The organism is Acidobacteriota bacterium, assembly GCA_035471785.1.
Classification (GTDB): domain Bacteria; phylum Acidobacteriota; class UBA6911; order RPQK01; family DATIPO01; genus JANQFM01.
Genome location: DATIPQ010000131.1, coordinates 16,803 through 32,176, shown reverse-complemented (window position 1 = coordinate 32,176; position 15,374 = coordinate 16,803). Strand labels below are relative to the sequence as shown.

The following is a 15,374-nucleotide window of genomic DNA, read 5'->3' as shown; positions in this document are numbered from 1 at the left end:
ACTGACCTTCAAGCATCTGCGCCTAATCAGGCTGAGGTTTAAGGAAATGAGCGAGATTCTTCAGGACGTGCGAGTCGCCTATCGAGGATTGATCAAACGCCCGGGCTTCGCATTAATCGTGGTGTTGAGCCTGGCTTTCAGCATAGGAGCAACCACGGCCATCTTCGGCGTCGTCAACGCGGTGGCCCTGCGCCCCTTGCCCTATGCGGACTCCGAACGTCTTGTGCTGCTTTTGCAGAGCCTGCCGCAGGCCGGCATGGACGAGATACCGGTGTCGGCTCCCGACTTTCTGGACTTCCGAGAGCAGCAGCAGGTGTTTGAATCGATGGCGGCTTATCGTACTGAGAGCTTCGAACTGTCCGGCTCGGGGGAACCGGAACGTGTGGTTGGGGCGCGAGTTTCTCCCTCCCTTTTCCCCCTGCTGGGGTCTTCCCCAGTCCTGGGGCGGGGCTTCAACGCCTCCGAGGAACAGCCGGGACGAGACAATGTCCTCGTCCTGAGCCATGGGTTCTGGCAGCGCCGCTTTGCGGGAGACAGCGGCGTCTTGGGTCAGAGAATTACCTTGAACCGTACGCCTCACACCGTGGTCGGCGTGATGCCGGCCAACTTTTCCTTCCCTCCTGCCGGACCGCGCTGGAACAACCAACCAGCCGATTTGTGGGTTCCCATGGCCTTTACCGCTGCTGACCTCGAGAATCGGGGCGGCGGCTTCAACAAGAGCGTCTTGGCCCGATTGAAGGAGGGCGTCTCGGTAACCCAGGCCAGCAGTCGGGCCGACGAGCTGGTTCGCCGTATCTTCGATGAGAAGTATCCTGCGGCCCTGCGCAATTCACCCACTTTCGAACTGAGAGCCATGGTAGTGCCTTTCCACCAGGAAGTGGTGGGCCGCGTGACCAGGCCGCTTTTGCTCCTCTTAGGCGCCGTGGGCCTGGTCCTCCTGGTCACCTACGCCGATGTGGGCAACCTCATCCTGAGCCGCGCTTCGTCGCGCAGCCGCGAATTTGCCGTGCGCGTGTCGCTGGGGGCCCGTCCCCTGCGCCTGTTCAAGATGTTTTTAGCCGAAAGCGCGCTGCTGGCGTTGCTTGGGGGCGGACTGGGACTCTTGCTGGCCTGGGCCGCCTCACGCGTTCTTCCCTTGCTGGTGTCCTCCGATCTCCCGCGGGTCGGGGAAATCGGCCTGGATCCCACGGTAACGGCCTTCGTTCTGCTCTTGTGCATCTTCACCACCGTGTTCTTCTCAATGTTTCCGCTGCTGGGTGCTGTCCGCCGCAACCTGCACGAATCGCTTAAGGAGCGGAGCAGCAGCCAGCTGCCAGGTGGGGGCCGCCGCAACTGGACTCAAAAGGCCCTGGTGATCTCGACGGTGGCTCTGGCTTTTGTCCTGCTCATCGGCGCGGGCCTGCTGATCCGCAGCTTCACGCATCTGATCGAGACCGACCCCGGCTTTCGCCCTCAACAACTCCTGACGCTGAGCGTCCCCCTGGCCGCAGAAGCCTACCCCGAAGCCGATCAGATCCGCGCCTTTTACCAGCGCCTGCTGGGCAAAATCGAGAACCTGCCCGGAGTACGAGCGGTGGGCGCATCCAACGACTTGCCTCTTCAAGGAACGGAAGTCCTGAGCTTCTGGCCGGAAGGGCGTGCCGCCGAAAACCTCTCATCACCGCCCTTGGCTTCACACAGTTGGGTGCTTCAAGACTATTTCGAAGCGGTGGGCATCGAACTCAAGCAAGGCCGCTACTTCGGCCCCCAGGACCGGCAGGACAGCGACAAGGTGGTCATCGTCAGCGAGACTCTGGCCGAGCGCATTTGGCCAGGGCAGAATCCCATCGGCCAACGAATCAAGTGGGGAGTCGCCGAATCGGGCTGGCCCTGGATGAGCGTGGTCGGCGTCGTGAAAGACGTCAAGGAAGGTCCTTTGCACGACGATGCCAGTCCACACACCTATCAACCATTCCTGCAAGTCCCTGACTTTCTGGTTGCTGATACTGCCAGCGGACAACTTCGATCCCTGAATTTCGCCATCCGAACGGAAGGAGATCCCACGAGCCTGATCGCGGCGGTGCGAGGCCAAATCCGCAAGCTGGATCCCAACCTGGCCGTCACCGACGTCAACACCATGGAACAGAAGCTCAGCGAATCGCTGGCCGCCCGGCGCCTCATGCTTCGCCTGGTGGGAGGCTTCGCCGTGATCGCTTTGCTGCTGGCCGCTTTCGGACTCTACGGCGTACTGGCCTACTCGGTGGCCCGACGAACCTATGAGATCGGCATCCGCAAGGCCCTGGGGGCTCAGAGAGGCGACCTGCTCAAGTTGGTCATCCGGCAGGGGATGTCCCTGGTGGTGGTGGGAATCGGTATTGGCCTCATCGTCGCGCTGGCCTCCAATCCTCTTCTGAGCGGCCAACTCTATCGGGTCAAATCGACCGACCCCCTCACCTTCGCCGCGGTCTTGCTGGTGTTGCTCACGGTAGCCCTGCTGGCTTGCTACCTTCCCGGCCGGCGAGCCGCCAAGGTTGACTCGATCATCGCCCTCAAGTCTGACTAGAATTAGAAACGCTGATTCTTCTATTTCTCCTGCAGCCGTAGGTTTTATCTGTCATTCCTGACCAAAGACCGATAGCGAGACTGCAGGAAGTCGCGGATGGCGCCGGCCAGGGCGGGGAAGGAGGACTCGGCAGGGAGAATCTTGACGCTCAGGCCTAAGTTTCGGGCGGTGTCGGCGGTGACGGGGCCGATGGCGGCGATGGCGCAGGGTTTGAGGAGGTGGAGGGAATCGGTGAGGGCTACAAGGTTTTCGGCCGCCGAGGAGGAGGCCAGGGCGATGACGTCGGGGGGATTGCTGCGAAGCAGCTCGTTGAGGGCGGCGCGGTTGGACTCAGCGGGGACGGTATCGTAAACAGCCGGCGCCGAGAGGCGGGCGCCGGCTTCTTCCAGAGCTTCCCGCAGCCAGGGACGGGCGATTCGAGCCAGAGGCAGCAGGATCTTGCGTCCCCGCAGCGAGCCCTCGCGGGCTTGCAGGCCGGCCAACAGTCCCTCGGCTCGATGATCAGAGGCGATCAAGTCGGCCTGGGCGCCCTCCCTTTCCAGGGCTTTGGCCGTACCCGGTCCGACCACGCCCACTTTCACCCGCTGAGGAGGCCACTTGCCCAGAAGCCGGGCCCGCCCGGCCATGATGGCGACCGAGTTGGAACTGGTGAAGAGCAGCCAGTCGAAGGACGGGAGCTCACGCAAGGAGGCTTCCAACTCGGCGCACTCCAGTTCCTTAATCTCGATGAGCGGAATTGCATGGACAGCGATTCCGACCGACTCCAGCGGCTGGCGCAAGCGCCGCGCTTTGCTCTCGCCCTGGGTGATGAGAACGGAGGGCGTCAATCGGCTCTCTCCTCTTCAAATTCGGCCAGGATGGCCTCGGCTCCGGCGTCGAGAAGAGTCTGTGCGGCGGCCAAGGCCATGGACCCGAGGTCGCCGGGCCGTCCTCGGCGGTGCTCCTCGAGTTTCTCGCGTCCCAAGGGACTGGCCAGGAAGCAGTCGAAGGAAGCTTGGTCGCCAGCGATGCGGGCGTGGCCGCCCATGGGCACCTGACAGCCTCCGCCCATGCGCCGCAGAAAAGCCCGTTCCGCCCTGACGCAGTGCGCCGTGTCGGAGTGGTGAAGGGGCCGAAGCAGTTCGGCCGTTCGCCCATCGTCTTGGCGGATCTCCACCGCCAGGGCACCCTGTCCCACGGCGGGAACCATTTCTTCCACCGGAAACAGGTAGGAGATGTGTCTGTCCAGTTCGAGCCGCTTGAGTCCGGCGGCGGCCAGGATAAGACCGTCCAGTCCCTGCTCGCGCATCTTTCGCAGGCGGGTGTCGACATTGCCGCGGATGTCCTCGACCCGCAGGTCCGGACGCAGGGACAGCAACTGCACCCGACGGCGCAGCGAACTGGTGAAGAGGCGGGCCTTTTGCGGCAGGCGGCGCCAATCGTCGAGTCCCTCCCGGGCCACCAGCGCATCGCGGGGATCGGCCCGGCGGGGGATGCAGGCCAGCTTCAGCCCCTGGGGCAATTCGGTCGGCATGTCCTTGAGGCTGTGCACGGCCAGATGAACGCGCCTTTCCAGCAGCGCCTCTTCGATTTCCTTGACGAAAAGCCCTTTGCTGTCCGTTGACGCCTGCAAAGCCTGTTCGCTGAGGTGGTCGCCGGTCGTCTTGATGACCTCGATTTCGACATCGAGTCCGCTGTGAGCTTCTTGCAGCCGGCCGCGCACCCAGCGCGCCTGCCAGAGCGCCAGTTGGCTGCCTCTGGAACCGATAATGACTTGCTTCATTCCTCTTCCAGGTCGAAGGCGCGCCTGATCAGGTCCACTTCGTCGAGCCGGTCGGGGTCGTGGGCGGCGACGCGCTTGATTTCGGTGATGAGGGGATGGGCCAGGCGGTGAGCGCTTTGGCGCAGGTGTTTTTCCAGGCGCTGGCGGTCCTGCTCGCTCATCCCGTTGGCCAGGGAGGAGAATCCTTGCAGGCACACGTCCTCGAAGGTATCGATCAGTTCGCGCACCATGGGACCGACTTGTTCGCTGGAACGGCGCCGGAAGTACTTCTCCACCTCCTGCTCGATGATCTCCTCGGCTTCGCGGGCGTTTTCCATCCGCTCCGACATGTTGGCCTCCACCACCTGCTGAAGGTCGTCGATGTCGTAGAGAAAGAGGTTCTCGACTTCGTCGCAGGCGGGGTCGATGTTGCGGGGCACGGCGATGTCGATGAGAAAGAGAGGACGGTACTTGCGCTGCTTGAGCACCTCTTCCATGCGGCTGCGCATGAGGATGTAGTGGGGCGCCCCCGTCGATACCAGCACTACGTCGCTGTGCACCAGGTGCTGGTGAATGTCGTCGAAGGGAATGGCCTTGCCGTCCAGGCGCGCCGCCATGTCCTGGGCGGTATCCTGGGTGCGGTTGGCCACCAGGATAGAAGTCACTCCCGAGCGCCGGAAGTTCTGGGCCGCCAACTCGGCCATTTGTCCGGCTCCGATGAGCATGGCCGAGCGTCCTTTGAGGCGTCCGAAGATGCTCTCCGCCAGCTCCACGGCCACCGAGGAGATGGAAACGGGCGACATGCCCACCCGAGTTTCCCGGCGCACCCGCTTGGCCACGAAGAAGGCCTGCGGCACAAGCCGTTCCAAACGTCCCAGGCTGCCCAGTTCGCGGGCCGCCTGGTAAGCCTGCTTCATCTGTCCCAGGATCTGGGCCTCGCCGATGACCAGCGAGTCGAGGCTGGCGGCGACGCGGAAAACATGGCGCACGGCGGAGGGCCCCTGCAACCTGTAAAGAAAGCGCTCAAGAAAATCGGGTTTGAGTCCGTGATGGCTGTGCAGGAAGTCTGCGATGCTGTGGACCGATTGCCGAGGCTGATCGCTGTGAGCTACCACCTCGACGCGGTTGCAGGTTGAGATTATGAGGCTCTCGGGCAAGCCGCATTGTTGGCGCAGACGACCCGTCACCTCCTCCAGCAGAGGCTCCGGAATGGACACTTTTTCCCGCACTTCGATGGGAGCCGTCTTGTGGCTAAGACCCACCAAGATCAGATCAGAATCGTCGCTGGTTTGCGGCAAGTCCATGGGCTACGAGTCCGTCTCGCTTGCGGTTCTCAGTAAAAGGTATGCCATCCTTCAAAGAACAAACGCGCCCCGAAGAAGGTGAAGAGCACCGACAGGAATCCCACCAGGCTTCCCATGGCAGCCTTCTTGCCCCGCCACCCCGCCGAGAGGCGCAAGTAGATCAGTCCCAGATAGATCAACCAGGTGACGAAGGCCGAGATGACCTTGGGATCGGTATACCATCCCTCGGCCCATTGCTCCTCGGCCCAGATGACGCCCGCCAACAGCCCTAAAGTCATGAAGCAGAAACCGGCGATGAGCGAGCGTTGGAAGGTTCGGTCCATCGACAGAAGGGGGGGAAGTCGGTCATAAAAAACATTGAAGCGCTTGCTCTTCAAGCGCCGTTGCTGGGCCAGGTAGAGGATGCTGGCGATGAAGGTCAGGAAAAACAGCCCGTAAGCCAGGATCAGGCAGGTAATGTGCAGGTAGACCCAGGAACTCCGCAGCATCTCGGGTGCCGGATTGGCGGCCTTGATCCAAGCCGTGCCCAGCATCAGCGTGGTGACCAGGGGCAGGGAAAAGGTCCCGATCATCTGGGAGCGGTAGCGCCAGAACGAGAGCAGGAAGCAGAGCGTGACCGTCCAGGCGAAGAAAATCAGCACTTCACGCAGATTGGTGAGCGGAAAATGGCCCAACTCGATGCCGATCGCCACCAGAAAGGCGGTGTGCAGAACGAAAGCTACCAGTTCGGCGTAGATGGCGATGCGAAAAGACAGGTCGCGCTTGGAAAAGTAAGCCACGACGCTGTGAAAAAGCCCCACGGCATAGAATGCGAAGGCAGCGTTGAAGATAATTCCGCTCACGAACCGCATTATATAGCCTCGACTCCCGGCAAGGGAGCGGCCCGCATGAGCGCGGCGCAGGTCAGAGCGGAGGAGTATAGTTGAAGGCTGTGGAAACGATGCAAGACCAACAAGGATTGCCCCTGCAGGAGGAGCCTGAGGCAGGAGGGCCGGCGGAGGGTGTCTCCAGGCGGCAAAGCGATCTGAATCCGGGGGAGGACGGCAGTTTTCCCAGACCGGTGCCACCGGGGCGGCCCGAGGTGCAGGCGCTCAACATCCGCCTGGAAATCTTCGAGGGGCCGCTGGATCTGCTCCTGCATCTGATCCGCACCCAGGAATTGGACATTTACGACATCCCCATCGCCCAGGTGACCGATCAGTACCTGGCTTTTCTGGATGTCATGAAAGACCTCAACATCAATATTGCCGGAGAATTCCTGGTAATGGCCGCCCAGCTCATCCTCATCAAGTCGCGCATGCTGCTGCCGCCCGACCCCTCCCAGGCCGAGGACGAAGAATTCATCGATCCGCGGGCGGAACTGGTCGACCAGTTGCTGGAATACGAGAAGTTCAAAAACGCAGCCGACCTGCTTTACGAGCGGGAGACGGTGGAGCTGGGCGTCCATGGGCGGGGCTGGGAAGAGTTCGCCGAAGACGAGAAAGAGATCGTCGACGTCAACGTCTTCGACCTGGTCAAGGCCTTCCACCAGATCGTGGAACGCTACAAGGAACAGGTGGTCATCGAGGTCGAGCATGAACCGGCCACCATCGAGGAGAAGATGACGGAACTTCGGCGCCTGCTCTCCCTCAAGCGTGAGATCTTTTTCTCCATGTTCTTCCAGTCCCAAATCAGCAAGTTCCACATCGTGCTGACCTTCTTCGCCCTGCTCGAGCTGGTGCGCATGGAAGAAGTCCGCCTCTACCAGAAGGGCGTCTTCGAGGACATCCGGATCAAGGCATGTTAGAGATTCACAACCAGATTCTCTCGATCCTCTTCGCCTCCCGCGCTCCCGTCACCATCGCCGAACTGCAGGAGGTCTTTCCCGAGATTGAGTCCTCCGAAATCCGGGAAGCGGTGGAGGAGGTGCGTGAAGAGTTCAACTCCATGCAGAATGCGGTGGAGTTGCGCCGGGTGGCCGGAGGCTTCCGCATCACCACCCTGCCCGAACACCACGAAACGATCCGCGTCTACCTCAAGAACAAGCCCTCCTCCAAGCTGACCATGGCGGCCCTGGAAACCCTGGCCGTGATCGCTTACAAACAGCCCATCACCATTCCCGAGATCTGCGACATCCGCGGCGTCAAGGGCAGTTCCACCATCAAGACCTTGCTGGAAAAGAAGCTCATCGAGACGCGGGGACGCAAGAAAACCGCCGGGCGTCCCATGCTTTACGCCACCACCCGGGAATTCCTGATCCACTTCGGGCTCAACGACCTCTCCGAACTGCCCACCCTCAAGGAACTGGAAGAAATCCTGGCCCAGGACGACGATGCTCTGGAGCCGGTCGAGAAGGAAGAAGAGTGACACCGCCAACCGCGTCGTCGAGGGAGGCCTCAACGCCTCAGGGCTGGGTTGGGGGCGCGTCGGAGGGACGCAGGGCTTCGGCGCCGTAGAGCAGCAATCCGGCGAAGAGGAGTTCCACCGTGAGCACCGCCAAGGTATAGGTTTCAAGCCCGTCCAACAGGGCGCTGACGAGGCGTCCGCAGCAGAGGCCTAAGAAGAGGATCCCCAGGCAGCGCAGCCACTCGCGTCCCGGCTGGGGACGGCGCAATGCATGCAGGATGACGGCTCCTATGGCCAGCACAAAGGCTCCGTAAAAAGCCCTGATTTCGCCCACTCCGGCCTGGTTGAGAGCCTGCAGGTGGGCCAACTCGGCCACGCTGCGGGGCGCCACCAAGGCCGTGGCGCCCAGGAGAATATTGATCAAGGCCCCCGCGCCCAGCACTATCCTGACCCACATAGACCAAGAGTAGCACGGGCGCGGGGCGTTCGCCCGGTCTTTACAAGGCTGCCGTCTTCAGCCTGTCGGGTTGACCGTCGGACGATTCCAGGTCGGCCAATCCCGCCAGCAGGTCCTCAACCAGGTCTTGACTGTTCTCGCAGCCCGGACTGAGGCGCACCAAGTTGTCTTTGAGACCCAGGGCGGCCCGGTCTTGAGCTGGAATGGAGGCGTGAGTCATGGTCGCTGGATGGCAGATTAAAGCCTTGACGCCGCCCAGGCTTTCCCCCAGCGCGAAGAATCGGCGGTTGGAGACGAAATCGACGACCCGCTCGGGACCGGCGCGCAATTCCAGGCTGACCATGCCGCCGAATCCGCTCATCTGACGGCGGGCGATCTCGTGTCCGGGATGATCGGGGAGGCCCGGAAAATAAACCCGTTCGACGGCGGGATGATCCCTCAGCGACTCAGCGATGGCCTGGGCGGTCTCAGCGTGCCGCTGGACACGTAATTCCAGGGTCTTGAGCCCGCGCAAGGTGAGCCAGCAGTCAAAAGGAGAGGGCGTGCCCCCGGTTGCGTTCTGGAGAAAACGTATGGGTTCGAAAACTTCGGCGTCCTTGGCCAAGACCGCTCCCTGAATCAAGTCGGAATGCCCCGAGAGGTACTTGGTGACGCTATGAACCACGATGTCGGCTCCCAGCTCGAAAGGGCGCTGAAAGAGGGGCGTGGCAAAGGTGTTGTCGACACCCACCAGGGCCCCGTGGCGGTGGGCCAGCGAGGCGATGGCCTGGATGTCGTAGATGAGCAGGCGGGGATTGGTGGGAGTTTCCACCCACACCAGCCGGACACCTTCCAGCAAGGCCTCCTCAAGGGACGCAAGGTCGCTATAGTCGGCGGTCCGGGTGTCGATCTGAAAGGGCTCATAAACCTGATGCAAGAGCCGATGGGTTCCACCGTAAACGTCCGGCGGCACGACGATTTTGTCGCCCGGCCTCAGTGTTCCTTGAAAGACGGCGTTCTCGGCACAGAGGCCGGAGCTGAAGAGGGCGCAATGTTCGCTTCCTTCCAGCTCGGCCAGGACTTGCTCCAGCCTTTGACGGGTGGGGTTGTTGGTTCGGGTGTAGTCGAATCCCTTGTTGACCGCCGGAGCCCGCTGCTCATAGGTGGAGGTCTGGAATATGGGTGCCGCCAGCGCTCCCGTCGAGGGGTCGGAGGGTTGATGGGCGTGGATGGTCTTAGTGGCGAAATGCATGAGAAAAATATCCTTTCTTCGATCCAGGTAAGGGATTTATCCGGTCAGTTTCTGATCAGAGTTGAGGCGGCCTCGTGGTGGAGGCTGCGCACCAGCAGATCGAGCCCGAAGCGACGGGCGCTTTCCAGCGCTTGCCGCTGAACCAGATCGCATCCCTCGTCGGCCATCTGCAGAGCCTTGTCGAAGGTCAGCCGGGCTAATGGAAGGGCCTCGGGGAAGCGCTTGGGATCGCGGTCGAAATAGCCGGGCACATCCTTGACCAGTTCGCAGGCGTCGGCTTTCAAGGCGGCCGCCAGAAGCAAGGCGCTCCAGTCTGAGCCGCCGCGTCCTAGAGTCCGCAGCCCCTGTCCGGGAGCGACCGCCAGAAAGCCTGGGACGATGACCAGCGGGTGCCGCCGCAGCCAGCGCAGCAGGGAGAGGCGGCGCAGGGTCACCTGGGGCGATGGGGCTTGCTGGGGACCTCCGGCCGGGCGTCCGGGATCGGCCGCGCACTCCACCTGCAAGCCGCATTGGTGCACGTTGAGTCCGCATACATCCTGGCGACGCGCCCTCAAAGCCAGGGTCAGGAGCGCGACCGAACGCAGTTCTCCTGTCGCCCAAAGAAGATCGAGAGCGTCGGCGTCGGGTGCGGACTGAAGGCGGCTGGCTTGGCGCAACAGGCGGTCGGTGTGCCCCTGCTGAGCCGAAACCACGACCAGAAGCCTTCGTTGAGGATCGTTCTTGCGGCGGGCAGCCAGATGGTCGGCAGCGGCCTGATAATCATCGTGCCCGCGCAACACCGATCCACCCAGCTTGAGGACGCTGAGGGAAAGGCCTTCAGACATGAGTCACCTCCAGGGCCCGCAGGGGCAGGCAAGCAGCCGAGGCCGCTTCAGCCAAGGCTTGACAGGCTTCTTCAATGTGAGGTTTGGAGGCGGTGCTGGTCAATATCCAGAGGTATTGGGCCTTCTCGACACTGCCTCGGCAATGGATGCCGTGGTCGGCCAGCAGGGCCAGGACATCGTCCAGTCCGGCATCGGCGCAGGAGTCCTGGCGTTCGATGCGCACAAACCAGGGCGTACGGGGAGGACGCAGGACCGTCTCCCGGGGCTGGCGGCTTGAGGCATGACCGAGCCTCCCCGCCGAAGAAGAGTGGACCGCCTGCCACAGGTCGTCGAGCAGGGTTGCAGCCGTCACTTTGGGACCCGCGCCTGCTCCCCGGTAAAACAGCCTGCCGCTGCCGTCCGGCGTGGAGACCGACTCGCAATGCGGTTCCAGCAGCAGTCCGTTGTCGACTCCTCCGACGGCTGACAGCAGGTGACTGGAGGGCAGGAAGGCAGGTCCCGTAAAGGCTTCCACCGAGTCCTCCAGCAGGCGCGCCCAAACCAGCGGACGCAGCACGCCTCCCAGGTCTCGGGCCGCCTCCAGGTCGAGGGGCGAAAGATCGCGCAGGGTGCGCTTTTCCAGTCCCGTCACCTCGATGCGCCGTCCCACCAGGTGCTGACACAGCAAAGCCAGCTTTTCGGCACCGTCCTGGCCGTCGATATCGTTGGCGGGGTCGGGCTCGGCCAAGCCAAGCCGCTGGGCCTCGGCCAGCGCCTGGGGCAGTGTTTCACCCCGTTGCAATTCGGTGATGAGGAAGTTGCAGGTGCCATTGAGGATTCCTTGCAGGAGGCGGAAGCGTCCCGCCAGAGGACGCTCTTGCAGGGTGGCGATGAAGGGAACGCCGGCCAGAGCGGCGGCTTCCACTCGCAGTTCTGTCGCCGCTTGACGGGCCAAGCCGGCCAGTTCGCTGCCGTGATCCGCCAGCAGCGACTTGTTGGCCGTGACCACAGGGATCCCCGCCTTGAGGCAGTAGGCCACCAGCGAACGCGCCGGCTCGAGGCCGCCCAGGGCTTCCACCACCACGTCGCAGCGAACCGCCAGGAAGCGCAGCGGATCGGAGGTGAGAAGCGCTCGAGGCGGTAGTCCGCGGCGGGGGAGGGAAGCATCGCGGACTAAAGCCGCTACCGGATCGAGTTGCAGTCCGCGGGACAAGAAATAGTCCCTTTCCCGGCGGCACAGCTCGAGAAAGGCCTGTCCCACCTTCCCGGCTCCCAGCAGTCCGATGCGGAGCGTCCGGGCCCGCTGGCCCGGCAGTGGACGCGGACCCGTTTCTCGAAGAGGAAATTGTAGTGTACTCATGGATGTCTCTTGTGTCCTTTCCGTGCAGATTAGCGCACAACAAGGGACGCAAAGTGCATGTCCTGTTCGACGCAGTCTGGCGGACGGTTGCCGCGGCCATCCTCGTGCACGGATGTCCAGCGGCGCAGCCGAGCCGCACTTCTGACGCCGATCATTCTCTGCGGGGACAAATGCGAAGCCGGCGCTTCGGGCGAAACAGCCAGCCGCTGTTCATCTCCCCCAAAGGGCAGGAGTTAGCACCTTGGTCCGGGCGACCAGGTTGCTGTGGTGTCATAGGGCCTGTTCCCTCGACCACTCTTGATAAACGAGCTATCGCATTCAAAAAAAATGGACAGCGCTGAAGAGATTAGCCTGAAGGCGCCAAGGCTGTCAATAGAAAAAACCCGCGCCAACCGGGGAACCGAAATCTCCTCTGTGGTGTCCAACCAATGTTATAGAGCCTGTCATTGGGCAACTCGCTGCTGAATTCGATAGGATAAGAAAGGCATGCCGCGTCGTCGAACTTTGCTCATCCTGTTGGCGATTCTCGCCGCGGCCCTCCTGTGGCTCTACGACCAAGGGGGCGGGCCGCTGTTGCGTCCGCCCGGTGCTGCTGAGAGCGCTGCGGAGGAAGGCCGAGGAGAGCCCTCCTCGCGCTCCGAGGACGGGCAAGCTTCCGCCCAGAGAGGAAGCCTGGCTGACCGCTCCGGCTACAGGCGAGGCGCCTCAAGCGCCGGACGCCTGCGGGTGTTCGGTAGCGTACGCGGGCCTGAGGGCGAGCTCTTGGGCGGGCTTTCTCTCCTTTTGGTGCCGGTGTCGCCCCAGTTCGAATACCAGGTCCCGCGAGCACTGGATTTGCTGGCACAAGAGGGCGGCCAGGAGCTCCCCCTGCAACTGCGTCAACAACTCGACCGCCGTTTGCCGTTGCAGACCGCCGCGGACGGCTCTTATCAGTTTCAACTCCCCGCCGAGTTCCCCCTGGGGGTGCTGGTGGCCCAGCGGCCCGGCTTCGCTCCCGACTGGGGAAGCCTGGACAAAGAGCTCGCCAAGTGGCGTCGGCAGATGGGATTTGATGAACAGGCCTGGCCCCGCGAACTTCGATTCGACCTGCAACTGCAACCGGAGGGGCGCATCAGCGGACGCGTCACCGAGAGGTCCAGCGGATCACCGGCCCAGGGTGCCGCCGTGGAAATCTTCGAGGCTTCCTCGGCCCGGCGCATCGAAGCCGGAGGCAAGTGGGTGGTGTCCGGCGAGCCCCTCAAGGTGGCCTTGGCTGATGCCCGAGGACGCTACGGTTTTTCGGGACTGCCCCCGGGGGTCTATGCTCTCTCGGCAGCTCCGGGGCCCACCGCCTACGCCGTGGGCACCGCCGACAGCCGCCGAGTGCGCTTGGAGGCCGGTCAGTACTTGTCTGACGTCGACTTCTCCATTGAGGCAGGCGGAACCCTTGTGGTGCGCGTCACCGATCACTCCAGCCAACCCATCCGCGGCGCCACCTGCGCGGTGACCCCCACCACCGAGAGACTCGGCCCCCGCAGCCTCGAGACCCAGGCTTTAGGATTGGGCCGCTACGGACAGGACTCCTCGGATGCCGCCGGGCGCTGCTTCCTGAAAGGACTGTGGCTGGGACGCTCCTACAACCTGTTGGTCTTCCATAAAGACCTGTTCGCGCGGGCTCAGGAGGAGTTTGAAATCCCCTCCGACGTGGGCAGGACAGAGGTGGAAGTGAAGCTGTGGCGACGGTCCATGATTGCCGGCTGGACCGTGGTCGGATCGGGAGAACCGCTGGGCGATGTCATGGTTGGACTCAAGTCCCTGCATTCTTCGGGCGACGATGCCATAGCCGTGGGTCTGCGCTCCGATGAGGACGGCGCCTTCGCCTTTCAGGGCCTGCCGCCGGGACAGTATCGGCTGGAAAGCAACGCCGCGGGTACGGTCGCGCTGGAAATCTCCCTGGGGCCCGGCCAAGTTGAAGATGACCTGGAACTGGTAGTTGCCGATCAATGGACCTCGCTCTCGGGCTGGGTGTCCGACGACAGGGGCCGACCGCTGCCGGGAGCCAGCGTGGAGATCCGCGCACCTTACGGTCAGGGCAAGAAGATAGCGGTCGAGACCGACTCGCAGGGCAGATTCAGCGAGGACCGCCTGATCGGAGACACCTTCGATGTCACGGCAAGCCACCCCGAACATCAGCACGAGACCCTGCGCCGGGTGGATGCGGGCAGGTCGGACTTGAACCTGGTGCTGAAAAGGCAGGCCCTGGTCGAAGGACGCCTGGTCGATTCCCAGGGGCGCCCCATCACCAAGGAAGGCGTGCCCATCTTCGCGGCCCAGCCCTATGATCGTCCTAGCCAAGGAGTTAGTACTACCACCCGGGAAGTCGGAGTCAGCGACGATCGGGGACGCTTCACTCTACGACTGCTGCCGGGCAAGGGCTATCTGTTGGCCAGGACCTCCGGCTACGCGGCCGGGAGGAGCAGCGAGTTCCAACTGGCACCCGGAGAATCGGTCCGCGGCCTGGATATCGTCCTTCCCCAGGAAGCCCAAGTCAAGGGCCGCGTCGTGGACGCCCGCGGACAACCCGTGCAGGGAGCCGAGGCCGTGGCCTACGAGGTCTCCAAGCCGCAGGCGCACGGACGCCAGCTTCCCACCGCACGGTTGCTCCCCGGCGTCACCGGCTTTGCCAGCAGCGACTTGCAGGGGCGCTTCCGCATCGACGGCTTGCCCAAACAGAACTGCCGGATCACGGCCCGGCATCCCGATTGGGCTTCCTCCTCCACCTTGATCGTGGATTTGAGCGATGCAAAGGAAGATCCAGTCGACGTAGGCGACCTGCGCCTGCGGCAAGCAGGAGTTGTCGAGGGAGTGCTGATCGCCGAAGGGAAGCCGCTGGCCCACTGGCCGATCACCCTTGCAGCCCATGACTATCACCAGGAACGCTCGGCCACCGACGCCCAAGGGCGATTTCACTACCAAGAGGTGACCCCCGGGACGGTCATCCTCAGCGCCCAAAAAGGTTCCCTGGCGGGCGAACGCCGCTTGACCTTGGACGAAGGCGGCACCTTGGAGGTTCGTCTGCAACTCGAGCCCAAGGCGGTCATTCGAGTCAAAGCGTCCGACCTGGAAGCCGGCCAGGTCTATGGGGTGGAAGCCCTCCGCCAGCGGCAGCCGGGCGACCCTCTGCCCAGCGGTTTCTTCTTCAGGACCGATCACCAAGCTGCGCCGGACGGTACTTTGGATCTCCGCGTCGAGGCCGGGGTCCCCGGAGAATATCGGGTCAGCCTTTTTCAGATCCGCAGGCAAGGCGGAGCCCGCATCAGGGAAGAGTTGGGCCCCGTGATCTGCCGCGTCCGGACCACGCTGCACTCCGGCGAGCAAGAGCTTGTCCTCAAGCCCAATTCTCCATGAGGCCCTTCGCCGCAAGCGATGAGATTCCGTCCCCGCTCCCTTCGTTAATTCCTAGGGCCACGGAGTAGAAGTGGCCAACAACCACACCGACGCGTCAAGTTTCAGTAACCGCAGTGAAGGCCCAAGGCTCCCGGAGGTATGAGGTCGCTGGCTACGAGTAGCCCTGGGGTCGAAAGAGACGAGTCCTCAGGCTTTTGGCTTTGCGACCGGCTTTGGACGCCGAC

12 protein-coding genes and 1 riboswitch are annotated in these 15,374 nt (G+C 63.0%); of the genes, 4 read left to right on the top strand and 8 right to left on the bottom strand.

All coding sequences use genetic code 11. The annotated features are described in order from the left end of the window. Positions 1–46: 46 nt before the first annotated feature. Positions 47–2,542 carry an ABC transporter permease gene (locus tag VLU25_18430; GenBank protein ID HSR69911.1) on the top strand — a complete coding sequence of 832 codons (2,496 nt, stop codon included), beginning with the start codon at positions 47–49 and terminating at the stop codon, positions 2,540–2,542. A gap of 44 nt (positions 2,543–2,586) precedes the next feature. On the opposite strand, the gene VLU25_18425 is transcribed toward VLU25_18430, so the two are convergent. From VLU25_18425 to ccsA, 4 genes are read right to left on the bottom strand one after another with little or no spacing between them, the layout of a single operon-like run. Further along, positions 2,587–3,369, bottom strand: coding sequence for a uroporphyrinogen-III synthase (locus VLU25_18425; GenBank protein HSR69910.1), 783 nt, complete (start codon positions 3,367–3,369; stop codon positions 2,587–2,589). After that, complete coding sequence (gene hemC, locus VLU25_18420) at positions 3,366–4,304, bottom strand: hydroxymethylbilane synthase (GenBank protein HSR69909.1); 939 nt, start codon at positions 4,302–4,304, stop codon at positions 3,366–3,368. The genes VLU25_18425 and hemC overlap by 4 nt, the downstream gene beginning before the upstream one ends. Continuing rightward, entirely contained in the window at positions 4,301–5,587 is a 1,287-nt protein-coding gene (hemA, locus tag VLU25_18415; GenBank protein HSR69908.1) for a glutamyl-tRNA reductase, read from the bottom strand. Before hemA ends, hemC begins: the two co-directional genes overlap by 4 nt. A gap of 29 nt (positions 5,588–5,616) precedes the next feature. Further along, positions 5,617–6,429, bottom strand: a complete 813-nt coding sequence (gene ccsA / locus VLU25_18410) for a cytochrome c biogenesis protein CcsA (GenBank protein ID HSR69907.1) — start codon at positions 6,427–6,429, stop codon at positions 5,617–5,619. Positions 6,430–6,527: 98 nt separating this feature from the next. Between ccsA and VLU25_18405 the strand changes: the two genes are divergently transcribed. Further along, positions 6,528–7,373, top strand: a complete 846-nt coding sequence (locus tag VLU25_18405; GenBank protein HSR69906.1) for a segregation/condensation protein A — start codon at positions 6,528–6,530, stop codon at positions 7,371–7,373. Beyond that, the gene (gene scpB / locus VLU25_18400; GenBank protein ID HSR69905.1) at positions 7,367–7,933 is read left to right on the top strand and encodes an SMC-Scp complex subunit ScpB; all 567 of its coding nucleotides are present in this window, start codon (positions 7,367–7,369) and stop codon (positions 7,931–7,933) included. The genes VLU25_18405 and scpB overlap by 7 nt, the downstream gene beginning before the upstream one ends. A gap of 37 nt (positions 7,934–7,970) precedes the next feature. Here scpB and VLU25_18395 read toward each other — a convergent pair whose 3' ends face one another. From VLU25_18395 to VLU25_18380, 4 genes are read right to left on the bottom strand one after another with little or no spacing between them, the layout of a single operon-like run. Next, complete coding sequence (locus VLU25_18395) at positions 7,971–8,369, bottom strand: DUF4345 domain-containing protein (GenBank protein HSR69904.1); 399 nt, start codon at positions 8,367–8,369, stop codon at positions 7,971–7,973. Between the two features lie 40 nt (positions 8,370–8,409). Continuing rightward, a complete protein-coding gene (locus tag VLU25_18390) occupies positions 8,410–9,600 on the bottom strand; it encodes a PLP-dependent aspartate aminotransferase family protein (GenBank protein HSR69903.1) in 1,191 nt (396 codons plus the stop codon). A 44-nt stretch (positions 9,601–9,644) separates the two neighbouring features. Further along, positions 9,645–10,424: a hypothetical protein gene (locus tag VLU25_18385; GenBank protein ID HSR69902.1), complete on the bottom strand. Its 780-nt coding sequence runs from the start codon at positions 10,422–10,424 to the stop codon at positions 9,645–9,647. Next, the gene (locus tag VLU25_18380; GenBank protein ID HSR69901.1) at positions 10,417–11,763 is read right to left on the bottom strand and encodes a homoserine dehydrogenase; all 1,347 of its coding nucleotides are present in this window, start codon (positions 11,761–11,763) and stop codon (positions 10,417–10,419) included. The genes VLU25_18385 and VLU25_18380 overlap by 8 nt, the downstream gene beginning before the upstream one ends. Positions 11,764–11,970: 207 nt before the next feature. Further along, positions 11,971–12,070, bottom strand: a riboswitch (SAM riboswitch). Positions 12,071–12,249: 179 nt separating this feature from the next. Here VLU25_18380 and VLU25_18375 point away from each other — a divergent pair. After that, positions 12,250–15,150 carry a carboxypeptidase-like regulatory domain-containing protein gene (locus VLU25_18375; GenBank protein ID HSR69900.1) on the top strand — a complete coding sequence of 967 codons (2,901 nt, stop codon included), beginning with the start codon at positions 12,250–12,252 and terminating at the stop codon, positions 15,148–15,150. The last annotated feature ends 224 nt before the right edge of the window (positions 15,151–15,374 follow it).